Source organism: Streptomyces sp. NPDC056738, from assembly GCF_042790435.1.
GTDB lineage: Bacteria > Actinomycetota > Actinomycetes > Streptomycetales > Streptomycetaceae > Streptomyces.
In genome coordinates this window covers 97,416-118,222 of record NZ_JBHTZF010000021.1, presented here as the reverse complement: position 1 = coordinate 118,222, position 20,807 = coordinate 97,416, and the positions used below count along the sequence as shown (strand labels likewise).

The window sequence follows — 20,807 nt, the reverse complement described above, 5'->3', positions numbered from 1 at the left end:
AGTAATTCCATGATGAAGGTAAAGTGGTGACGGTAGGTTGTCAAAGCGGGACGGCCGTGCGGACCGCGTGACAGGAGGGAAGGGCGGAGGCGTGGAGGAAGCAGTGCGTGACGGTGTCGCGGAGCAGCGTGAACGGCTGATGGAGTCGCTGAGGATCTACGGCGGCCACTACGCCGAGCTCAGCCGGCGCTTCGCCGCCTGGCTGGGCCTGCACTCCACGGACGCGACCGCGGTCCTGGAGATCGCCGCCGCCGAGGAGCGCGGCACTCCCCTGTCACCGGCGCGGTTGAGCGAGCGGATCTCCCTGTCCACGGGCGCCACCACCGCGCTGCTGAACCGCCTCGAAGCGGCGGGGCACATCACGCGGGCCCGCGAGCACTCCGACCGGCGCATCGTCACGCTGCGCAGCGGCGGGCACATCCAGGAACGGGCGGACGAGTTCTTCGGCCCCCTCGCCCACCGCCTCGACGCCGCGATGTCGCCCTACCCGCCCCGGTTCCTGGAACAGGTCGAAGCGTTCATGACCACCCTGAACACCACGATGGACGACCACCTGACAGAACAGGACGCGGCCACAGCACGCTCCCGCCACACCCCTCCCGGCCGAACTCCCTGACCGACTCACTCCAGGCCACCCGGCCGGCGGTTGGCTGACGCTGGTAGGCCCCTGTGATCGACCTGATAGGGATGAGGCTCCAATCCCTCCCAAGCCCAAGCCCAAGCCCAAGCCCAAGCCCAACAGATGATGTCCCCGTGGATCACCTTTCTGTAGACGTACGCGCCGCACTGCGCTTCTTCGCCTTCTACATCGCGAATGGCACCCTCGACGTGGATCTCCTGGAGGGCATCGACTACCGGCCTCAGCTCATGGCGTTCGGCTCTCCGTTGGAGCAGGTCTTTGCGATCTTCGCCAATGTCCTGCAGGTGGACGAAAACGGAGAAGTCCTGAACGAAGGGGACGCCCAGTACCGTGCCGCGCAATGGGTCCGCTCGTACTGCGATCCGAGCTACCGAGTGGAGCCACCGTTCGAGCGTTGGGAGACCGAGCTGCACGGGCCGTGACGGCAGTACCGCAGCGAAGTACCGCAACCACAGCACCCGACCACGACCGGACTCGGACTTCGCTTTGAGCTACGGGATGGGAAGTGCCTGGTGGATCGCGGGACCCATCAGGTGCGGAACTGAGTACCCGTACTCATGCTCCGCCTTACGCGCGTGGGCAAGGTGGCGCCTATGGAATTACCCGTCGCCCCTCCAGCCTTCGATGCCACCACCGGCTCCAGACAGCGGCGCCGTGTGGACCGGGGTGCCGACATCGCAGCCGGCTGCGGTCTCGTGCTCTTGGAACTGATCGCCCTGGCGGTGATCTTCGGACTCTGGTTCCTGTCCGGCTTCAATCTCGACCCGGAGAAGACCGTCGCGAACGATCCCTTGTGGGGCTATCTGGTCGCCGCCGGCGGAGTCGGAGTCCTCGCCATCGCGGCGGCCGTGACAGCCGCCTGGGTTGACGCCGTCGTGACGGTTGCCACCCAAGCTGCTATGGCCGTCTTGATCTTCACCATCTTCTTGGGCGGAAGTGAAGTCCAGTCTCACCAGGCTCAGTTGTGCCACGACGTGCCGTCAGCGGCCAGTTGCGAGGGCCGTGGCTGAGACCGTGTGCCGCCGTCTCGGTATCCGTCTCATTCAGCAACTTCCGGAGCGGCCCAGTTCGCATAGGACTGCGCGTGAACTGGCAGACGCCGCCTGCGGGCTGGGGCGGTCGGCTGCAGGGTGTTCGGCAGGCGCCCTGGGCGGCCCTCTAAGATCATGGCTCCAACGTCGGTCTACAGCAGGCAAGTTCACGTACTGCCCGACTCGCCGGAAGCTCAAGGGGTCGTGATCACTCGCCCCGAAGCCGCTCCAGCCCGAAGCCGCCCCGCCGACCTTCGCCTTCATCACCGGGAGACTGTGTGAGACGCGTTTCGACAGCCGTCCTGGCTCTGGCCCTGGCTGCCCTGCTCGCAGGGTGTGCGCAGATGGGGCCCAAGCCGGCGCACACCAGGTCGCCGGGGGAAGCGGCCTGGTACGAGAGCACCAAGAAGCAGCAGCGGGAATACTGCGCCGCTTACCGAGCGCACGACCCACAACACCCCATCCACGTCCCCTCGTTCGCCTCGGCCATGTCCGAGGACGAGTTCGCCGACGACTTCTACGGCGCGGTGAAGAAGAAGTGCACGCCGGCCTGACGGGGCACGTGCGCTGTGCGGTGGTGGGACGTGCAGCAACCGACCGAGCCTCTTGCCGTCCCACCAAGGCCTCGGTGCGATCGAATTGACCGTCGCTGACCGCACTGGCCGGGGCTACGGATCAGAAGGCCGCTGACGTCCACGGCGCCGGACGGGCGTCACCTCCCCGCGGTCAGGGGGAGGTGGGGGCGCGGGTGCGGGCCGTAGGGATAGAGCCACGGGCTCCAGTCACCTTCCTGGAGGCAGGAGATCGCGATGAGTGCGTCGGTGGCGTTCTTGCAGCGTGGGTTGCGTGCCGCGAAGGACGCGATACGGGGTCGCTGCGTGAGCAGCCAGTCGGCGACGGTTCGAGGGTCGCCGTCGTACCACCACACGAAATTGAACTCCTCCCACAGGAAGGCCGTCCCCCAGCCCAGTGACAGTCGGACGAGGCCGGCGTCCGCGGCGGGGCCGGAGAGGCCGGCGATGTGGTCCAGCCATGGCTCCAGGCCGCCCGTGGCGTGGGCGACGCCTTCCACGAGGTCGCTGATGTCCTCCGGGGACCGGCCGTCGGTGAGGGCGAGGGCGAGCAGTGCCCGGAACGCCTGCTCGACCGCGGTGCGCTCGGCGGCCGGCCAGCCGATCAGGTCGGCCCCGTAGCGGCCGAGACCGCTCAGCTCACGGGCCGGGTCGGCACCATGGCCTTCCGGGCCCCAGTGCCGCAAGGCGCGCGGCATGAGGCGGCGCCACAGGACCCGGTACTGGTCCGCGTCCCAGTGATCGACGACCTTGCATATGAAGCCTTCGAGGACGTCATCCGGCACATCCCGCGGATCACCGCCGAGGACGCGCAGTTCCGCTTCCGTGAAGCAATGGGTGCACCCCGCCACCGGCCGGTCGAGCTCCGGAGGGGAGGCGAAGATCCGGTCCACCTCGGCGAGGGCGCTCCGCCACATCGTGTACGGGTCGGGGACAGACTGATCGAGCATGGCGGCTACCTACCGGGACTCCGCACCGTGCGCCGGGCGAAGAGCGTGACGTTACACGGGTTCCCACCCGGCGGGAACCCGTTTCCCGGCGGGGCAAGGCCAAGATCCGCAACGCCAGGCCGACCGCCCGACGGACGAGTGCCCGGGTGGGGTCGGCACGTTCAAGGCGGCCGTCTCCCTCGACGCACGAGCGCCCTCCCGGGCCGGCCTGGGTCTCGACGTTTAGGGACGTCTGAGATATCGCCAAAACGTCCCTACGTCCCACCGAGAGGACACTTCATGGCGAACGAGCGTCTGCGAGCGGCCATTTCGGGGAAGGGCGAGACCGTTCAGTCCACTGCTGATCACGTCGGAGTGGGCCCGAAGAGCGTCGAGCGGTGGATCACTAGGAACCGCACCCCACACCGTGGCCACCGCTGGAAGGCCGCAGCCTTTCTAGGCGTCGATGAGGTCTATCTCCGGCCGACAGTGGAGAAGCTGGCCGAGACCGCCAGCACTTCCGAGTTGGTCACGTACTACCCGCAGCGCGGCGCCGTTCCAGCTTCCCTGTGGTCGTCGCTGATCGAGGGGCGAAGGATCAGTCGAAATCCTCGTATACGCGGAGCTGTTCCTCTTCGACAATCACCCTGACCTCCCCGACCAGCTCGCAGAGAAGGCAACGGCTGGCACCCAAGTGCGTGTCCTCCTGGGCGACCCAAAATCGCAGCTGATCCGCCAGCCGGGCGAAGAGGAAGGCATCGGCGACGACCTTGCCGCCCGCGCCCGGATAACCCGCCGCTACCTCGAACCAACAGCCAAGTCGCGTGGCATGGCTTGGAGATCAGGCTGCACGACAGTCAGCAACGGTCATCTGCACGGGTGCAGCCTGTCGTCACCGTTCTGTCACGAGAAGTCGCCGCACGGAACCCTGCCGCTCTCCCGCCCTATCTGCACTCACGCACCACGACCACGCGTACCGCGGGGCAACAACCGACGACCGAAACCCGCGGACGAGACGACTCAGGGGGACAACATGCGTCACAGCAACGGCATTCGCAGGGCGGCTCTGGCGACGACGGCGGTCACGGCCGTCGCGGCGGCGGTGACCGGCATCCTGCCCGGCACCGCCATGGCGGCCAGCACCACCACCTCTACCCCGCCGCCCGCCTGCTCGGCCTCCGCCCTCCAGGTCAGCGCCCGGCAGGCCGCCCACCCGCCCGTCGGGACCGGGACCGGGGCGGCGGTCGTGCAGTTCACCAACGTCTCCCGGAAGACGTGCGTCCTGAAGGGCCATCCGACGGTCGCGGGCGCCGGCAACGGCTCCCCCGCCCACAACACCCCGCTCAAGGTCACCCCCACCGGCAGGGCGGCCACCGTGACGGTCCGGCCGCACGGCAAGGCGTGGGTGAAGCTGACCTTCGTCCAGGTCCAGGGGGAGGGCGACGGCTACTGCGTGTCGGGCAAGACCCCGGCGGCGTATCCGACGATGGTCATCGGGCTGCCGCACTCCGGGAAGCACCAGGTCGCCCTGAACGACGGGTGGTGGGCCGAGTGCGACAACAAGGTGACCGTCACCCCGGTCTCGGCGGTCAAGCCTTCCTGACCCCCGTCCCCACACATCGCGCAGCCTGCATGACGATCGCAAGGCTCTGACCTACACGTTTACGAGGAACTGCACATAAGTGCAGGTCAGCGACTCAATGTACCTTCGGTGCGCTGAGTCGCTGACCTGCGGTGATCAAACTCCGATGACACAAACTCGCGTCCGTCGAAGTCCGATGGCAAACGGTCGAGATCCAGTGGCACAGGACAACCCAGACCGTTCACGGACGTTCAGACGAGACCACAGGTCCACTCCCCCAAGCCGACCAGCCGCGCATGACCGCAGGTGAACGTCCCCGAACGCGGCCCAAGACCCCATCAACACAGTTGGAAAGCGTGCGCTTCATGCCGAGGTACCTTCTGGTCATGTCGGTCAAGCGCGTCTGTCCACGCTGTGAGCAGGACTGGGTCCATCAGTACCGCTTCAAAGCCGATGGGTCCTGCTTCTGGTTGTGCACTGAGTGCGACTCGCTGTGGTGGCCCGACGACACGGTGGAGATCGCCCGGGCGCACTTCCTCGATGACGTTGTCGCAACACGCCTGGGTGTGGAGGACAACCCGTGGACCGACCGCGTATGGGCCGACGTCATCGAGCCCGTGGCCGAGGGCCGCACCACTGGCGCACCAGATGGAGCGGGAAACAGCGGGGAGTCACGGTGAATGCGGCCGAGACGGACGAGCCATCACCCCAGGTATTCGTCCAGCTCAGCCCCTGAACTCGCCGCAAATGCCCTCGGCTTCCCAAGCTGATAGCCCGACAGGTCAGTACGGCCGCGGAATCTCGTGCTCGCGCAACGCTGCCTCGTACCGCACCAGAAGAGCGTCCAGGTTCTCCAGGAGGAGGCCGGCGGAGTCCCGAGCTCCATCCAGGTCGCCTCGCTCACATGCTTCCGCCACCTCGGCTGCCTCGCTGCGGAGGATGTGAAGGGAGTCGCCTTGCACCAGGACCCCCGGAAATCTTCTGCCAGGCATGCGAACCACAGCGCCGTTGCCACCGTCTGTGAACAGCTCGGCTTCTATACGCTCCATCAGGCCATCCAACCTGACGTCACTGTCTGACATCAACGACGGTGGACGTAGGTGGCCTTGAGCAATCGCCCAGGCTCGGCCCGCAGCACTGCGACGGCGCTATGGGAGCCACAGGACCGCTTGACAAGGCCCATGTCTTCCTCAACGCACGAGCGCCCTCCCGGGCCGTCCTGGGGCCGTGGAAGGGCGCTCGATGGTGACCGACGTCGACGACTGCCGACAGCTCAGCGGCAGGTCAGAGCGGTGATCGACTAGGAGGCCGCAGGTCACGGCCGCCGAAGGTCAGTTGTGGCTGTGCAGGATCTCGTTCAGGCCGCCCCAGACCGCGTTGTTCGGGCGGGCCTCGACCGTGCCGGTGACCGAGTTGCGGCGGAACAGGATGTTCGAAGCGCCGGACAGGTCACGGGCCTTGACGATCTCGCCGTCGGGCATCGTCACCCGCGTGCCGGCGGTGACGTACAGCCCGGCCTCGACCACGCACTCGTCGCCGAGAGCGATGCCGACGCCCGCCTCCGCGCCGACGAGGCAGCGCTCGCCGATGGTGATGCGGACGTTGCCGCCGCCCGAGAGGGTTCCCATGGTGGACGCGCCGCCGCCGATGTCCGAGCCGTTGCCGACGACGACACCGGCCGAGATGCGGCCCTCGACCATGGAGGTGCCGAGCGTGCCCGCGTTGAAGTTCACGAAGCCCTCGTGCATGACGGTCGTGCCCTCGGCGAGGTGCGCGCCGAGGCGGACCCGGTCGGCGTCGGCGATGCGGACGCCCTTGGGCGCGACGTAGTCCGTCATGCGCGGGAACTTGTCGATGGAGGTCACCTGGAGGTGCAGGCCCGCGGCGCGCGCGTTCAGCCGGACCTTCTCGACGTCGTCGACGGCGACCGGACCGAGCGAGGTCCAGGCGACGTTGGCGAGCAGCCCGAACACGCCGTCCAGGTTCTGGCCGTGCGGCTTGACCAGGCGGTGCGAGAGGAGGTGCAGGCGCAGGTACGCGTCGTGCGCGTCGAGCGGCTTGTCGTCCAGCGAGGCGATGACCGTACGGACCGCGACCACCTCGACGCCGCGGCGGGCGTCCGGGCCGACGGCCTGCGCGGCTCCCTCGCCGAGGAGTTCCACGGCCCGCTCGGCGGACAGCCGCTCGGTGCCGGCCGGGCCGGGCTCGGCGGACAGTTCGGGGGCGGGGAACCACGTGTCGAGAACAGTGCCGTCGGCGGTGAGGGTGGCGAGCCCGGCGGCGACGGCGCCGGTGGTACGAGAAGCAGTCGTGTCGGTCATGAGTGCAACCTAACTTGAGGGGGGCCGCGCGGGCGAACCGGTACGCGGGGCGTCTCGGTGAGCGGGCGTCCGGTCACCGCCCCGGCCCCTCGCCGGCCCCCTCTCCGCTCCGCAGGACCCGCGCCAACACCTCCCGCGCGTACTCCTCGTCGTAGGACGTACCGGTCAGCAGCACCTGGAGGCAGATCCCGTCGAGCAGGGCGACGAGGGCCCGCGCGGTGACCGGGTCCGTGCGGAGGCTCAGGGGGCCGACGAGGCTGTCGATCCACTCGGCGGCCACCGGGCGCAGCGCGGGTCGGCGCAGGGCGGCGAGGTACAGCTCGTACTCCAGCTCCACACCGGTGCGGTCGCCGGCCAGCCATTCGCCGATCAGTCCGGCGAGTTCGGCGGCGAGGTCGGCGCGGGTGTCCTCCAGGGTGCCGCGCGCGGCGAGGACCTTGGCGAAGCCCTCGTTCGCCTGGCGCAGGGCGGCGACCATGAGTTCGTCGAGGGTCTTGAAGTGGTACGTCGTGGAGCCGAGCGGCACATCGGCCTCGGCCGCGACGGAGCGGTGGCTGAGCCCGGCGATGCCCTGGGCGCCGACGACACGGATCGCCGCGTCGATGATCCGCTGCCGCCGCTCGGGGTCGTACCGCCGCGCCATCAGCGGGGGCCGTCCGCCGTGCCCGCCCCGGCCATCAGTGCGCCCCGCCCAGGTTCAGCAGGACGACCCCGCCGATGATCAGCACGATCCCGCCGGCCTTCGCGGGCGTGAGTCCCTCGCCGAGGAACAGCGTGCCGATCACGGCGATGGCGGCGGTGCCGACGCCGGCCCAGATCGCGTACGCCGTACCGACCGACACGGTCTTGAGGGTCTGCGCCAGCAGCGCGAAGGCGACGACGTACCCGAGGACGGTCGCCAGGGACGGCCACAGCCTGCTGAAGCCCTCGGTGTACTTCATCGCGGTCGTCGCCCCGACCTCCGCCGCGATGGCGCCGGCGAGCAGCACGTATCCCATGCGTACGACTGTACACATGGACCGCACCGGATGTGTACAGGTGTACGCATCAAGTGTCCGTCGCGTCAGGTGTATGGATCCCGTATATGCCGTGGGCACCATGCGCCCCAGCAGCTATCGTTCGCGATCACAAGGGGGCCGGAGTCGAACAGATTCCCAACAACACGTGGAGCGCGAGGGGCATGTCGGACAGTTCAGGGTGGGGACCGTCAGGGCCGTCGGGGCCGTACTGGGGTGCCCCGGGCGGCTGGGGCTGGCTGCCTCCGCCACCGCCCAAGCCGGGTGTGATCCCGCTGGCCCCGCTCGGCGTGGACCACATCCTCGGCGGCGCCTTCGGCACCATGCGCCGGTACGCGAAGCCGCTGTTCGGGCTGACCTTCGCGAGCATCGTGGTCCTGGCGTCCCTGACCTTGGGTCTCGAGTACGCGGCCTACCGCTCGACGAAGAGTCAGCTCGACCGGATGACCGTCGCGCCCCGGTCCATCGAATGGACCGACCTGCGCACCGTCCTGATCGCGTTCGGCGCCGCGTGGCTGGTGAGCATGGTGGTCTCGCTGGTGGCCAGTGCCTTCATCCAGGCCTCGACCGCGGCGACGCTGCACGACGCCGTGCTCGGGCGCCGGGCCCGCGTCGGCGCGGTGTGGAAGCGTGCCTGGTCGCGCACCCCGTCCGTGCTCGGGGTGACGCTGCTGATGGGTCTGCTCATCGCGATTCCGGTCGCGCTGTTCATGATGATGATCTTCGCGATGATGGCGGCCGCGGTCGTGAACGGCGAGCCGTTCGTCCCGCTCGGCATCGCCTTCCTGCTCCTGCTGCTCTCCGTGCCGCTGATGGTCTGGCTGTTCGTCCGGTTCAGCTTCGCCCCGGCCGCCGCCGTGCTGGAGGGCGCGGGCCCCGTGACGGCGATGCGCCGGTCGGCGCGCCTGGTCCGCGGCACTTGGTGGCGTACGTTCGGCATCCTGCTGCTGGGCGGCGTGATCACGTTCGTCGTCTCCATCGTGATCGACGTGCCGTTCCGGTTCGCGGCGCCGACCCCGCAGCCGTACGACCTGTCCTCGGCGCAGGAACCCGTGAGCGTGACCGAGATCTACGCGCGGATGCTGCCCGGCATGGGGCGCTCCCTGGTGTTCTCGACGATCGCGGGCGTCTTCGTCCAGCTCTTCTCCCTGGTGTTCATGCCGCTCGTGACCAGCCTGCTGTACATCGACCAGCGCATCCGCCGGGAAGGCCTCGCGGACGTGCTGTTCCGCGCGTCCGCCGTGACGGAGGCGCCCGGCGGGCCCGGGACACCCGGCGCGCCCGGGACGCCCGGCGGGCCCGGGACGCCCGGCTCAGTCGAGTAGCGACTTCTTCGGCCGCAGCACGCAGAACTCGTTGCCCTCGGGGTCGGCGAGGACGGTCCAGGTGACGTCCTCGCCCTGTCCCACGTCGACCCGGCGCGCCCCGAGGGCGAGGATGCGCTCGACCTCGGCGGCCCGGTCGTCCGGCGTGAGATCGATGTGCAGCCGGTTCTTGACGGTCTTGCGCTCGCCGACCGGCACGAAGCAGATTCCCGGGAGCGCGTGCGCGTCGGAGCCGATGACGATCTCGTCGTCCTCCTCGAACAGGACGCGCCAGTCGAGGACTTGGCACCAGAAGCGGGCGAGCGCCGGCAGGTCGTGGGCGTCGATGACCAGTTGGTACAGGGAGACAGCCATGAACGGCAGTCTCCCCCGGCGACGAAGGCCCGGCCATCAGGCACACCGGTGACCCCCTCCACCGCGGGGACGCTCCCCGGCGAGGAACCCTGTGGCGACGACCCTGCGCCGACGCCCCCTGCCCCCTGCCCCCTCGAACCTTCCACCGACGAACTTTGCTCCGCCGAACCCTGCACCGACGAACTGTGCGCCGACGAACCCTGCCTCGACGAACGTGGTGTCCACACCCGGCAGGCCGCTCCGCCGCGGCCGCTCCCGTCCGACCGCCCCTCACCCCTCAGCTCGCCGCCCTCGCCCCGCGACCCGCGGCCCTCGCACCTCGCCCGGGGGGCGCCGACCTGGCCCAACTCCCCATCCTCTGTAGGCGATTGCCCGAAAAGAGCCGCACGTAAATACCTGCACGGCCACGGGAAACGACCGCTCGGTAGTCACCGGCTCCACTACTGTTTCACCAGCCGCACACCGGGTCTCCATGACCGCCCCGCCTCGTGTGCCGCGCCCTCCGCACCCCCGCTTCACCCCTCGCGCTCGCCCTCCCCCTCTAGGAACGCGCATGCCTGAAGTGCCGCCCGGATCCGGTTCCGACGGGTCAGTCCCCTCCAGGGAGATCGTGCCCTGGCGCCCCACCGCGCACGGCACGCCCTACCCGGTGTCAGCCGATCTCGTGCCCGTGCCCCGGGCCCCTTGGGAGGCGGTCCGGGCGGAGGACGAGGAGAAGCTGCCGGGCATGCGCCGGCTGTGGCTGGCCGCGGGGCTCGCGGTCACCGTCACCGTCGCCGCCATAGCCGTGGTCTCCGTACAGGCGGCGTCCTCCGACGCCTCGTCGAACGGGGCGCGGAACAGGACCGTGTCCGACACGACGAACCCCTTCCTGCTCGGCGCCCCGGCCCCGGGGGGAACGACCACCGCTCCCGCGGGCAAGAACGCGCTGTCCTCGGCGGGGACTTCACGCTCCGCCTCCCCGGACTCCGGTTCGAGCTCCTCCGCGTCACCGGGGCCCTCGGACGGGAGTTCCGGGGGGTCGCCCGGCACGGGAAGGACGCCCGGCGCGTCCGGCACCGCCACCGCGCCCCGCCCGGCCTCGGGGCTGAAGTCCGTCGAGGCGGTCAACTACCCGGACCGGTACTGGCATCTGAGCGACGGTCAGGTCCGTCTCGACCCGGTGAACTCGAGCAGTTCGGCGGCGACCCGGCGGGCCGCCAGCTTCCAGGTGGTGCCCGGGCTGGCGAAGTCGTCCTGCTACTCCTTCGCCACCGTCGACGGCTCCTACCTGCGCCACCGCGACTTCGTCCTGCGCTCCGACCGCGACGACGGCTCCGCCCTCTTCCGGGAGGACGCCACGTTCTGTCCCCGGGCCTCCTCCCGCTCGGGCGCCGTCATGCTGGAGGCGGTCAACTACCCGGGCCGTTTCCTGCGGCACCGCAACTTCCAACTCGTCCTCGGGCGTTACGAGCGCGACAGGCTCTACGGGGAGGACTCGGCGTTCCGTCTGGTGCGGGGCTGGGCCTGAGACCGACGCCGGTGGGCCCCCGGCCCGGGCACCGGACACTCAGCGGGGAAACGCGACGGGGCGGCACCCGAAGGTGCCGCCCCGTGCCGCTCGGGAGCCGAGGCCCCGGAGCGAAGAGATCAGACGTTGAAGCCGAGCGCGCGAAGCTGCTCGCGACCGTCGTCCGTGATCTTGTCCGGGCCCCACGGCGGCATCCAGACCCAGTTGATGCGCAGTTCGTTGACGAGGCCGTCCGTGGCGGACTTGGCCTGGTCCTCGATGACGTCGGTGAGCGGGCAGGCCGCGGACGTCAGCGTCATGTCGATCGTCGCGATGTTCGCGTCGTCGATGTGAATGCCGTAGATGAGGCCGAGGTTGACGACGTCGATGCCCAGCTCGGGATCGACGACATCGTAGAGAGCCTCACGGACCTCTTCCTCCGACGCCGGCTTCGCCGTCAGGCTCGTACCCGGTGCCGCGGTGGCCGCGGCCTCCGCGACCACGGACTCGTCCGAGGTCACAGCGGTCTCGTCCGATGTCACAGTGTTCTCGCTCATGCCGTCTTCCTCTCGGCGCTCTCGCCCAGAGCCTGGGCCGTCGCGTCCTTCCACGCCATCCAGCTCAGGAGGGCGCACTTGACCCGGGCCGGGTACTTGGAGACACCGGCGAACGCGACCGCGTCCTCCAGCACCTCCTCCATCGCGTCGTCGGGCTCGATCCGGCCCTTGGACTGCATCAGTTCCAGGAAGGTCTCCTGGATCTTCTGCGCGTCGGACACGTCCTTGCCGACCAGGAGGTCGTTCAGTACGGAGGCCGAGGCCTGGCTGATCGAGCAGCCCTGACCCTCGTACGAGATGTCCTCGATCCGCTCGCCGTCGTACTTCACCCGCAGGGTGATCTCGTCACCGCACGTGGGGTTGACGTGGTGCACCTCGGCGTCGCCGTCCCTCAGACCGCGCCCGTGCGGGTGCTTGTAGTGGTCCAGGATGACTTCCTGGTACATCGAATCCAGCTTCACGTTCCCAGCCAGCCCCTCAGCCGAAGAAGTTCCGTACGTGCTCCAGGCCGTCGACCAGAGCGTCGATCTCCGACGGCGTGGAATACAGATAGAACGACGCTCGCGTGGTCGCAGGAATTCCGTAGCGCAGGCAGACCGGACGGGCGCAGTGGTGGCCGACCCGGACCGCGATGCCCTGCTCGTCGAGAACCTGGCCCACGTCGTGCGGGTGGATGTCGCCGAGCGTGAACGAGATCGCCGCGCCGCGGTCCTCGGCCGTGGTGGGGCCGATGATCCTGAGGTCGGGGACCTCCGCGAGCCGCTTCACCGCGTACTCGGTGAGCGCGTGCTCGTGGGCGAGGATCTTGTCCATGCCGATCGAGGACAGGTAGTCGATCGCCGCGCCGAGGCCGACCGCCTGGGCGATCGGCGGGGTGCCCGCCTCGAACTTGTGCGGCGCCGGAGCGTACGTCGACGAGTGCATCGACACGGTCTCGATCATCTCGCCGCCGCCGAGGAACGGCGGGAGGTCCTCCAGGAGTTCCTGGCGGCCCCACAGGACGCCGATACCCGTCGGACCGCACATCTTGTGGCCGGTGAAGGCCACGAAGTCGGCCTGGAGGGCCTGCACGTCGAGCGGCATGTGCGGCGCGGCCTGGGACGCGTCGATCAGGACCAGGGCGCCGACCTCCTGGGCGCGGCGCACTATCGCCTCGACCGGGTTCACGGTGCCCAGGATGTTCGACACCAGCACGAAGGAGACGATCTTCGTCTTCTCCGTGATGATCTCGTCGATGTTCGACAGGTCGAGACGGCCGTCGTCGGTGAGGCCGAACCACTTCAGCTTCGCACCCGTGCGCTGCGACAGGAGCTGCCACGGAACGATGTTGGAGTGGTGCTCCATCTCGGTGATGACGATCTCGGTCTCGTGGTCCACGCGGTAGGGCTCATCGGCCCAACCGAGCATGTTGGCCACGAGGTTGAGCGACTCGGAGGCGTTCTTGGTGAAGATCACCTCGTCGCGGCTCGGCGCGTTGATGAAGGCGGCGACCTTGTCCCGCGCGCCTTCGTACAGTGCCGTGGCCTCCTCGGCGAGCACATGCACACCGCGGTGGACGTTGGCGTTGTAGCGCTCGTAGTACTCGTTCAGGGCGTCCAGGACCTGGCGCGGCTTCTGCGAGGTCGCCGCGTTGTCCAGGTACACCAGCTTCTTACCGTCGTGGATCTGGCGATCCAGGATGGGGAAGTCCTTGCGGATCGCCTCGGTGTCGAGGAGGCCCGGCAGCTGCGTCACGCGGATACGCCACCCTTCGCGTCGAGTGCGTACGACTCGTAACCCTCGTTCTCCAGCTTGTCGGCGAGCTCGGCGCCGCCGGACTCGACGATGCGGCCGCCGGAGAAGACGTGGACGAAGTCGGGCTTGATGTAGCGCAGGATGCGCGTGTAGTGCGTGATGAGCAGGGTGCCCACCTCGCCGGTCTCGCGGACGCGGTTGACGCCCTCGGAGACGATGCGCAGGGCGTCGACGTCCAGACCGGAGTCGGTCTCGTCGAGGACCGCGATCTTCGGCTTGAGCAGCTCGAGCTGAAGGATCTCGTGGCGCTTCTTCTCACCGCCGGAGAAGCCCTCGTTGACGTTGCGCTCGGCGAAGGAGGGGTCCATGGAGAGGCGCTCCATGGTCTCCTTGACCTCCTTCACCCAGGTGCGCAGCTTGGGGGCCTCGCCGCGGACGGCGGTGGCGGAGGTGCGCAGGAAGTTGGAGACCGAGACGCCGGGGATCTCGACCGGGTACTGCATCGCGAGGAACAGGCCGGCGCGGGCGCGCTCGTCGACGGACATCTCCAGGACGTCCTCGCCGTCGAGGGTGACGGTGCCGCCGGTGATCGTGTACTTCGGGTGGCCCGCGAGCGAGTAGGCGAGGGTCGACTTGCCGGAGCCGTTGGGGCCCATGATGGCGTGCGTCTCGCCCTGCTTCACGGTCAGGTCGACGCCCTTGAGGATCTCCTTCGTGGCGTTGTCGGCCTCGACGGTGACGTGCAGGTCGTGGATTTCAAGCGTTGCCATGGATTGCCTCAGGACTCCTGGTTGAGGGAGACGAGCACGTCGTCCCCTTCGATCTGAACGGGGTATACGGGGACGGGGCGCGTCGCGGGAAGGCCGGACGGCTTGCCGGTGCGGAGGTCGAACGCGGAGCCGTGCAGCCAGCATTCGATCTGGCAGTCCTCCACCTCGCCCTCGGAGAGCGAGACGTTCGCGTGCGAGCAGATGTCGTTGATCGCGAACACCTCCCCCTCGGTCTTCACGACCGAGACCGGCGTGCCGTCGAGTTCCACCCGCTTCGGGGTGTTCTCCTCCAGCTCGCTCAGCCCACAGGCGCGCACGAAGGTGCCGGGCATCAGAGCGACGCCTCCAGCTCCTCGTCGATCTTCACGAGAAGACGTTCTTCGATGTCGTCGACACCGATCTGCTGGACCAGTTCGGCGAAGAAGCCGCGCACCACCAGACGGCGGGCCTCGTCGGCCGGGATGCCGCGCGCCATCAGGTAGAAGAGCTGCTCGTCGTCGAAGCGGCCGGTCGCGGAGGCGTGGCCGGCGCCGACGATCTCACCGGTCTCGATCTCCAGGTTCGGCACGGAGTCGACGCGGGCACCGTCGGTCAGAACCAGGTTGCGGTTCATCTCGTAGGTGTCCGTGCCCTCGGCCTTGGCCTCGATGAGGACGTCGCCGATCCAGACGGCGTGCGCCCCCTCGCCCTGCAGCGCGCCCTTGTACATGACGTTGGACTTGCAGTGCGGGGTGTTGTGGTCGACCAGGAGGCGGTGCTCCTGGTGCTGGCCGGCGTCCGTGAAGTACAGGCCGAACAGCTCGGCCTCGCCGCCGGTGCCCGCGTACGCGATGCGGGGGTGGAGGCGTACGACGTCGCCGCCGAAGGTGACCACGAAGGACTTGAAGGTGGCGTCGCGGCCGATCAGCGCGTTGTGCTGGCCGACGTGGACGGCCGTGTCGTCCCAGTCCTGGACGGAGACGACGGTCAGCTTGGCACCGTCGCCGAGGACGTAGTCGACGTTGGCGGCCAGGACCGCGTCACCGGTGTGGTCGATGACGACGACGGCCTCGGCGAAGGCTCCCAGCTCGATGACCTGGTGGCCGTAGGCGACACCGCCCTCGCCGTGCACGGCGATCCGGATGGGCTCGGTGAGCACCGTCTCCTTGGGGACGGTGACGACGCCGGCCTTCTCGAAGGCCGAGAACGCCTGGGCGGCGACACGGTCCACGGGGGTGCCGGCCCGGCCGATCCGCGCGTCGTCGCGGGCGACCGTCTCGACGGTGACGCCCTCGGGGGCGTGCACGTCGACCCGTACGCCTTCGCCGGTCGCGACGGCGGTGCCGTCGTGCAGCCCGCGCAGGCGCTCCAGCGGGGTGAACCGCCATTCCTCCTCGCGGCCGTGGGGGACGGGGAAGTCCGCCACGTCGAAGGACGGGGGCGCGCTCATGCGCGTGGCGACGGTCGACTCGGCGGCCACCGCGATCTGGCCCGCGGTGGTGGAGCCCACGGGGATGTTCTGAGCCTCAGCCATGGCTGTCGGTCTGCTCGCTTTCTTACGTGAGTGGCTTGACGGGGGTGGCGTTCGGCGTCAGCCGACCGCGCCCTCCATCTGGAGCTCGATCAGCCGGTTGAGCTCGAGGGCGTATTCCATGGGCAGTTCCTTGGCGATCGGCTCGACGAAGCCGCGCACGATCATGGCCATCGCCTCGAACTCGGTCAGACCGCGGCTCATCAGGTAGAAGAGCTGGTCCTCGGAGACCTTGGAGACGGTCGCCTCGTGGCCCATGGACACGTCGTCCTCGCGGACGTCCACGTACGGGTACGTGTCCGAGCGGGAGATGGTGTCGACGAGCAGCGCGTCGCACAGGACGTTCGACTTGGAGCCGTGGGCGCCCTCGCCGATCTCGACGAGACCGCGGTAGGACGTACGGCCGCCACCGCGCGCCACCGACTTCGACACGATGTTCGAGGAGGTGTTCGGCGCCATGTGGACCATCTTGGAGCCGGCGTCCTGGTGCTGGCCCTCGCCCGCGAAGGCGATGGACAGGGTCTCGCCCTTGGCGTGCTCGCCCATCAGGTAGACGGCCGGGTACTTCATGGTGACCTTGGAGCCGATGTTGCCGTCGATCCACTCCATGGTCGCGCCCTCGTACGCCACGGCGCGCTTGGTGACCAGGTTGTAGACGTTGTTCGACCAGTTCTGGATGGTCGTGTAACGGCAGCGGGCGCCCTTCTTCACGATGATCTCGACGACCGCGGAGTGCAGGGAGTCCGACTTGTAGATCGGCGCCGTGCAGCCCTCGACGTAGTGGACGTAGGCGTCCTCGTCGACGATGATCAGCGTCCGCTCGAACTGGCCCATGTTCTCCGTGTTGATACGGAAGTAGGCCTGGAGCGGGATCTCGACGTGCACGCCCTTCGGCACGTAGATGAAGGAGCCGCCGGACCACACCGCGGTGTTCAGCGACGCGAACTTGTTGTCGCCGACCGGGATGACCGTGCCGAAGTACTCCTTGAAGAGCTCCGGGTGCTCCTTGAGGGCGGTGTCGGTGTCCAGGAAGATGACGCCCTGCTCCTCCAGGTCCTCACGGATCTGGTGGTAGACGACCTCGGACTCGTACTGGGCCGCGACACCGGCGACGAGGCGCTGCTTCTCCGCCTCGGGGATGCCGAGCTTGTCGTACGTGTTCTTGATGTCCTCGGGCAGGTCCTCCCAGGACTCCGCCTGCTTCTCCGTGGAGCGCACGAAGTACTTGATGTTGTCGAAGTCGATGCCCGACAGGTCGGAACCCCAGTTGGGCATGGGCTTCTTCTCGAAGAGGCGCAGGCCCTTGAGGCGGAGCTTGGTCATCCACTCCGGCTCGCTCTTCTTCGCGGAGATGTCGCGGACGACGCCCTCGTTGATGCCGCGCTTGGCGGAGGCACCGGCCACGTCGGAGTCGGCCCAGCCGTATTCGTACGTGCCCAGACCCTCGAGCTCAGGGTGGGCAGTCTCCTCGATGGGGAGCGTCATGCGGGGTTCCTCCCGGCGGTGCTTGCGGATGCGTTATGAGTGTCGTGCGAAATCTTGGGGATGAACGTCGTGCACACCCCGTCGCCGTGGGCGATGGTGGCCAGTCGCTGGACATGTGTGCCGAGAAGCTGGGAGAAGAACTCCGTCTCCGCCTCGCAGAGCTGCGGGAACCGCTCGGCGACATGCGCGACCGGGCAGTGGTGCTGGCAGAGCTGCTCGCCGACCGGTGCGCTGCGCGCCGTGGCAGCGTACCCGTCCTTGCTGAGGGCCTTCGCCAGGGCTCCCGTGCGTTCCTCGGGGGTCGCGGCCTCGACGGCCTCGCGGTACGCCCCGGCCTGAGCGGCGATCCGGGCGCGGGCGAAGGACAGGATCGCCTCGTCCCCGCCCTCGCGCTCGGCGATCCAGCGCAGGGCGTCCTCGGCGAGCTTGTCGTAGGACTGGTCGAAGGCGTCCCGGCCGCAGTCGGTCAGGGCGAACACCTTGGCGGGGCGGCCGCGCGTGCGCGCTCCGTAGACCCGCTGCTCACGTGCTTCCACGACGTCGTCGGCGACCAGCGCGTCCAGATGGCGGCGCACGGCGGCCTGGGTCAGGCCCAGTCGGCCCGCCAGGTCGGCGACGGTCGACGGGCCGTGGTCCAGGATGGAGCGCACGACCCGGTTGCGCGTCGAGCGCTCACCGGTCGCGAGTTCCTCCTGCGGGGCCCCCGTGGGGGTCTCCCGAGCCTCGCCAACGTTTTTCACAACACCATTGTTGCGTAATTCCTCAGGGCCTGACAAGCCGCACCCTCCGGAGTGGGCGGTGCGCTGCATCACTTAGGTATACCTAAGGTGACCTGGGCAAACGATCTTTGATCGATCAATTCGGTGGCGCCGGGGCGGTCTCTCGGCAAGACTCCCGGACCATGCCGACACCCCCTCCGACCGGCCCACTCGTGACCCGCGGCACCCTCGCCGCGGACCTGCGTACGCTCGGCGTACGACCAGGGGAAACACTGCTCGTGCACTCCTCGCTCAGCGCCCTCGGCTGGGTCAACGGCGGCGCCGTGGCCGTCGTCCAGGGACTGCTCGACGTGCTCGGTCCCGAGGGCACTCTGGTGGTCCCGACCCAGTCCGGCGACCTCTCCGACCCCGCGCTGTGGAGCCGCCCTCCGGTTCCCGAGGAGTGGTGGTCGGCCATCCGGGCGACCATGCCCGCCTACGACCCCCGCGTGACGCCCTCCCGCGGGGTCGGCGTGATACCCGAGACCGTCCGCACCTGGCCCGGCGCCCTGCGCAGCGCGCACCCGGAGACCTCGTTCGCGGCGCTGGGCCCGGCCGCGGCCGCGGTCGTCGGCGGGCACGCGCCGGACTGCCGGCTCGGTGAGCGCAGCCCGCTGGCGCGGCTGGAGGCCGGCGGCGCCCGCGTCCTGCTGCTCGGCGCCGGGTACGACGCGTGCACCAGCTTCCACCTGGCCGAGTACCGCGTCCCCTCGCCCGTCGTGGAGGTCGGACGGCCCTCCCCCACGGGCTGGGAGACGGTCCGGGAGGTGTCGATCACCTCCGACATGTTCGAGGAGCTGGGCTCCGACTTCGAGCGGGACCGTCCCGTCGTACGGGGGACGGTGGGCGCGGCCCGGGCGCGGCTCTTCCCGGTGGCCGACGCGGTGGCGTACGCGGAGCGGTGGCTTCCCTTGCACCGGCCCCGGGACCTGGCCGTGGAGACCGCCGCCGCCCCCGGCGGTTCCGGGCCGCCGAGACGTCCCTAGACTTGCTCCTCATGCGAAGCGAGCCCGTGGTCCAGGTCCAGGCCCTGGTGAAGCGGTACGGAACGAAGACCGCGGTGGACGGCCTCGACCTGGTGGCCGCGGCGGGCATCACCGCCGTACTGGGACCCAACGGCGCCGGCAAGACGACCACGGTCGAGACGTGCGAGGGATACCGGAAGCCGGACTCCGGCACGGTGCGCGTCCTCGGCCTCGACCCGGCGAGACAGTCCGGCGAGCTGCACACCCGCATCGGCGTGATGCTCCAGTCCGGCGGCGTCTACTCGGGCGCCCGCGCGGACGAGATGCTCCGCCATGTCGCGAAGCTGCACGCCCATCCCCTGGACGTGGACGCGCTCATCGAGCGGCTCGGCCTGGAGGGCTGCGGCCGCACGACCTACCGGCGGCTCTCGGGCGGCCAGCAGCAGCGCCTCGCGCTCGCCATGGCGGTCGTCGGCCGCCCCGAGCTGGTCTTCCTCGACGAGCCGACCGCCGGCCTCGACCCGCAGGCCCGGCACGCGACCTGGGACCTGGTCCGCGACCTGCGCGCCGACGGTGTCTCCGTGATCCTCACCACCCACCACATGGACGAGGCCGAGCAGCTCGCCGACGACGTCGCGATCATCGACGCCGGCCGGGTCGTCGCCCAAGGCTCCCCCGAGGAGCTGTGCCGCGGCGGCGCCGAGAACACCCTGCGCTTCACCGGCCGCCCGGGCCTGGACGTGGCCTCCCTGCTCAAGGCCCTGCCCGCGGACTGCACCGCGGCCGAGCTGACGCCCGGGGCCTACCGGATCGGCGGCAAGGTCGATCCGCAGCTGCTGGCGACCGTGACGTCCTGGTGCGCCCAGCACGGCGTGATGCCGGAGAAGATCTCGGTCGAACGCCACACCCTCGAAGACGTCTTCCTCGAATTGACCGGCAAGGAGCTGCGTTCATGAGCCAGGCACAGCTTGGAGCCGACCGGCAGGGGGCCGTTTCCGCGACCGCCGCCGGCACGTACAGCCCGAGGCCCGGCGCCGCCCCGCTGCGGCGCATGATCGGCGCGCAGGCCGCGCTGGAGACGAGGATGCTGCTCCGCAACGGCGAGCAGCTCCTCCTCACGGTCGTGATCCCGACGCTGCTGCTGGTCCTGTTCAGCTCGGCCGACATCATCGACACGGGTCCGGGCGAGGCGGTCGACTTCCTGGCGCCCGGCATCCTGGCGCTGGCCGTGATGTCGACGGCGTTCACCGGCCAGGCCATCGCCACCGGCTTCGAGCGCCGCTACGGCGTCCTCAAGCGGCTCGCGGCCTCTCCGCTCCCCCGCTGGGGGCTGATGACCGCGAAGACGCTGTCGGTCCTGGTCACTGAGATCCTTCAGGTGATCCTGCTCACCGCGATCGCGTTCGCGCTGGGCTGGTCGCCGCACGGCAACCCGTTCGCCGTGCTGCTCCTGCTGGTCCTCGGCACGGCCGCCTTCTCCGGGCTCGGGCTGCTCATGGCGGGCACGCTCAAGGCCGAGGCCACGCTGGCCGCCGCCAACCTCGTCTTCCTGCTGCTCCTGGTCGGCGGCGGGGTGATCGTGCCGCTGGACAAGTTCCCCGCGGGTGTCCAGGACGTGCTCGGTCTGCTGCCCATCACGGCGCTCTCGGACGGGCTGCGCGACGTCCTCCAGCACGGTGCCCAGATGCCCTGGGGCGATCTGGGGATCCTGGCGGTCTGGACGGTCGTGGGCCTCGGCGCGGCCGGCCGGTTCTTCCGCTGGGAGTGAC

Annotated in this window: 25 protein-coding genes; 11 read left to right on the top strand and 14 right to left on the bottom strand. The window is 69.3% G+C overall.

Going from position 1 to position 20,807, the window contains the following annotated elements; all coding sequences use genetic code 11:
• The first annotated feature begins 139 nt into the window (after positions 1-139).
• The 4 genes from ACFRIC_RS37735 to ACFRIC_RS37720 all read left to right on the top strand — a co-directional run bounded on the left by ACFRIC_RS37735 (position 140) and on the right by ACFRIC_RS37720 (position 2,225).
• Positions 140-616, top strand: coding sequence for a MarR family winged helix-turn-helix transcriptional regulator (locus ACFRIC_RS37735; RefSeq protein WP_382796008.1), 477 nt, complete (start codon positions 140-142; stop codon positions 614-616).
• A 137-nt stretch (positions 617-753) separates the two neighbouring features.
• Entirely contained in the window at positions 754-1,062 is a 309-nt protein-coding gene (locus ACFRIC_RS37730; RefSeq protein WP_382795963.1) for a hypothetical protein, read from the top strand.
• A 171-nt stretch (positions 1,063-1,233) separates the two neighbouring features.
• On the top strand, positions 1,234-1,650 hold the full coding sequence (locus tag ACFRIC_RS37725) for a DUF6234 family protein (protein WP_382795960.1): 417 nt from the start codon (positions 1,234-1,236) through the stop codon (positions 1,648-1,650).
• 365 nt (positions 1,651-2,015) lie between these two features.
• Positions 2,016-2,225, top strand: a complete 210-nt coding sequence (locus ACFRIC_RS37720; protein WP_382795957.1) for a hypothetical protein — start codon at positions 2,016-2,018, stop codon at positions 2,223-2,225.
• Positions 2,226-2,383: 158 nt separating this feature from the next.
• Here ACFRIC_RS37720 and ACFRIC_RS37715 read toward each other — a convergent pair whose 3' ends face one another.
• Positions 2,384-3,193 (bottom strand): hypothetical protein, encoded by an 810-nt coding sequence (locus tag ACFRIC_RS37715; RefSeq protein WP_382795954.1) that lies wholly within the window; start codon positions 3,191-3,193, stop codon positions 2,384-2,386.
• A 1,012-nt stretch (positions 3,194-4,205) separates the two neighbouring features.
• Here ACFRIC_RS37715 and ACFRIC_RS37710 point away from each other — a divergent pair.
• Positions 4,206-4,775, top strand: a complete 570-nt coding sequence (locus ACFRIC_RS37710) for a DUF4232 domain-containing protein (protein ID WP_382795952.1) — start codon at positions 4,206-4,208, stop codon at positions 4,773-4,775.
• 365 nt (positions 4,776-5,140) lie between these two features.
• The gene (locus ACFRIC_RS37705; protein ID WP_382795950.1) at positions 5,141-5,434 is read left to right on the top strand and encodes a hypothetical protein; all 294 of its coding nucleotides are present in this window, start codon (positions 5,141-5,143) and stop codon (positions 5,432-5,434) included.
• A 102-nt stretch (positions 5,435-5,536) separates the two neighbouring features.
• On the opposite strand, the gene ACFRIC_RS37700 is transcribed toward ACFRIC_RS37705, so the two are convergent.
• The 4 genes from ACFRIC_RS37700 to ACFRIC_RS37685 all read right to left on the bottom strand — a co-directional run bounded on the left by ACFRIC_RS37700 (position 5,537) and on the right by ACFRIC_RS37685 (position 8,073).
• Positions 5,537-5,803 carry a DUF6959 family protein gene (locus ACFRIC_RS37700; protein WP_382795947.1) on the bottom strand — a complete coding sequence of 89 codons (267 nt, stop codon included), beginning with the start codon at positions 5,801-5,803 and terminating at the stop codon, positions 5,537-5,539.
• A gap of 282 nt (positions 5,804-6,085) precedes the next feature.
• Complete coding sequence (gene dapD / locus ACFRIC_RS37695) at positions 6,086-7,075, bottom strand: 2,3,4,5-tetrahydropyridine-2,6-dicarboxylate N-succinyltransferase (RefSeq protein ID WP_382795944.1); 990 nt, start codon at positions 7,073-7,075, stop codon at positions 6,086-6,088.
• Positions 7,076-7,148: 73 nt separating this feature from the next.
• A complete protein-coding gene (locus tag ACFRIC_RS37690) occupies positions 7,149-7,718 on the bottom strand; it encodes a TetR/AcrR family transcriptional regulator (RefSeq protein ID WP_382795941.1) in 570 nt (189 codons plus the stop codon).
• Positions 7,719-7,752: 34 nt separating this feature from the next.
• Positions 7,753-8,073, bottom strand: coding sequence for a DMT family transporter (locus ACFRIC_RS37685; RefSeq protein WP_382795939.1), 321 nt, complete (start codon positions 8,071-8,073; stop codon positions 7,753-7,755).
• A gap of 182 nt (positions 8,074-8,255) precedes the next feature.
• Here ACFRIC_RS37685 and ACFRIC_RS37680 point away from each other — a divergent pair, with 182 nt between their 5' ends.
• Complete coding sequence (locus ACFRIC_RS37680) at positions 8,256-9,416, top strand: hypothetical protein (RefSeq protein ID WP_382795937.1); 1,161 nt, start codon at positions 8,256-8,258, stop codon at positions 9,414-9,416.
• On the opposite strand, the gene ACFRIC_RS37675 is transcribed toward ACFRIC_RS37680, so the two are convergent.
• Positions 9,405-9,770, bottom strand: a complete 366-nt coding sequence (locus tag ACFRIC_RS37675) for a VOC family protein (protein WP_382795934.1) — start codon at positions 9,768-9,770, stop codon at positions 9,405-9,407. The genes ACFRIC_RS37680 and ACFRIC_RS37675 overlap by 12 nt on opposite strands.
• Positions 9,771-10,323: 553 nt before the next feature.
• Between ACFRIC_RS37675 and ACFRIC_RS37670 the strand changes: the two genes are divergently transcribed.
• Positions 10,324-11,280 (top strand): AbfB domain-containing protein, encoded by a 957-nt coding sequence (locus ACFRIC_RS37670; protein ID WP_382795931.1) that lies wholly within the window; start codon positions 10,324-10,326, stop codon positions 11,278-11,280.
• Between the two features lie 119 nt (positions 11,281-11,399).
• Here the strand turns inward: ACFRIC_RS37670 and ACFRIC_RS37665 are convergent, their stop codons facing one another.
• The 8 genes from ACFRIC_RS37665 to ACFRIC_RS37630 are packed head-to-tail and all read right to left on the bottom strand — an operon-like array spanning position 11,400 to position 18,055.
• A complete protein-coding gene (locus tag ACFRIC_RS37665; RefSeq protein ID WP_382796005.1) occupies positions 11,400-11,762 on the bottom strand; it encodes a metal-sulfur cluster assembly factor in 363 nt (120 codons plus the stop codon).
• Positions 11,763-11,812: 50 nt separating this feature from the next.
• Complete coding sequence (sufU, locus tag ACFRIC_RS37660; protein WP_151470345.1) at positions 11,813-12,277, bottom strand: Fe-S cluster assembly sulfur transfer protein SufU; 465 nt, start codon at positions 12,275-12,277, stop codon at positions 11,813-11,815.
• Between the two features lie 16 nt (positions 12,278-12,293).
• Positions 12,294-13,550, bottom strand: a complete 1,257-nt coding sequence (locus tag ACFRIC_RS37655; RefSeq protein WP_382795927.1) for a cysteine desulfurase — start codon at positions 13,548-13,550, stop codon at positions 12,294-12,296.
• Positions 13,547-14,320, bottom strand: coding sequence for a Fe-S cluster assembly ATPase SufC (gene sufC / locus ACFRIC_RS37650; protein ID WP_382795924.1), 774 nt, complete (start codon positions 14,318-14,320; stop codon positions 13,547-13,549). The genes ACFRIC_RS37655 and sufC overlap by 4 nt, the downstream gene beginning before the upstream one ends.
• 8 nt (positions 14,321-14,328) lie before the next feature.
• Positions 14,329-14,652, bottom strand: a complete 324-nt coding sequence (locus tag ACFRIC_RS37645; protein ID WP_339128658.1) for a bifunctional 3-phenylpropionate/cinnamic acid dioxygenase ferredoxin subunit — start codon at positions 14,650-14,652, stop codon at positions 14,329-14,331.
• Positions 14,652-15,833: a Fe-S cluster assembly protein SufD gene (sufD, locus tag ACFRIC_RS37640; RefSeq protein ID WP_382795921.1), complete on the bottom strand. Its 1,182-nt coding sequence runs from the start codon at positions 15,831-15,833 to the stop codon at positions 14,652-14,654. Before sufD ends, ACFRIC_RS37645 begins: the two co-directional genes overlap by 1 nt.
• Before the next feature lie 57 nt (positions 15,834-15,890).
• The gene (gene sufB / locus ACFRIC_RS37635; RefSeq protein WP_382795918.1) at positions 15,891-17,315 is read right to left on the bottom strand and encodes a Fe-S cluster assembly protein SufB; all 1,425 of its coding nucleotides are present in this window, start codon (positions 17,313-17,315) and stop codon (positions 15,891-15,893) included.
• Entirely contained in the window at positions 17,312-18,055 is a 744-nt protein-coding gene (locus ACFRIC_RS37630) for a helix-turn-helix transcriptional regulator (RefSeq protein WP_382795915.1), read from the bottom strand. The genes sufB and ACFRIC_RS37630 overlap by 4 nt, the downstream gene beginning before the upstream one ends.
• A gap of 161 nt (positions 18,056-18,216) precedes the next feature.
• Here ACFRIC_RS37630 and ACFRIC_RS37625 point away from each other — a divergent pair, with 161 nt between their 5' ends.
• The 3 genes from ACFRIC_RS37625 to ACFRIC_RS37615 are packed head-to-tail and all read left to right on the top strand — an operon-like array spanning position 18,217 to position 20,806.
• Positions 18,217-19,059 carry an aminoglycoside N(3)-acetyltransferase gene (locus tag ACFRIC_RS37625; RefSeq protein ID WP_382795912.1) on the top strand — a complete coding sequence of 281 codons (843 nt, stop codon included), beginning with the start codon at positions 18,217-18,219 and terminating at the stop codon, positions 19,057-19,059.
• 11 nt (positions 19,060-19,070) lie between these two features.
• Positions 19,071-19,994 (top strand): ABC transporter ATP-binding protein, encoded by a 924-nt coding sequence (locus tag ACFRIC_RS37620; protein WP_382795909.1) that lies wholly within the window; start codon positions 19,071-19,073, stop codon positions 19,992-19,994.
• Positions 19,991-20,806, top strand: a complete 816-nt coding sequence (locus tag ACFRIC_RS37615) for an ABC transporter permease (RefSeq protein WP_382795906.1) — start codon at positions 19,991-19,993, stop codon at positions 20,804-20,806. Before ACFRIC_RS37620 ends, ACFRIC_RS37615 begins: the two co-directional genes overlap by 4 nt.
• The last annotated feature ends 1 nt before the right edge of the window (position 20,807 follow it).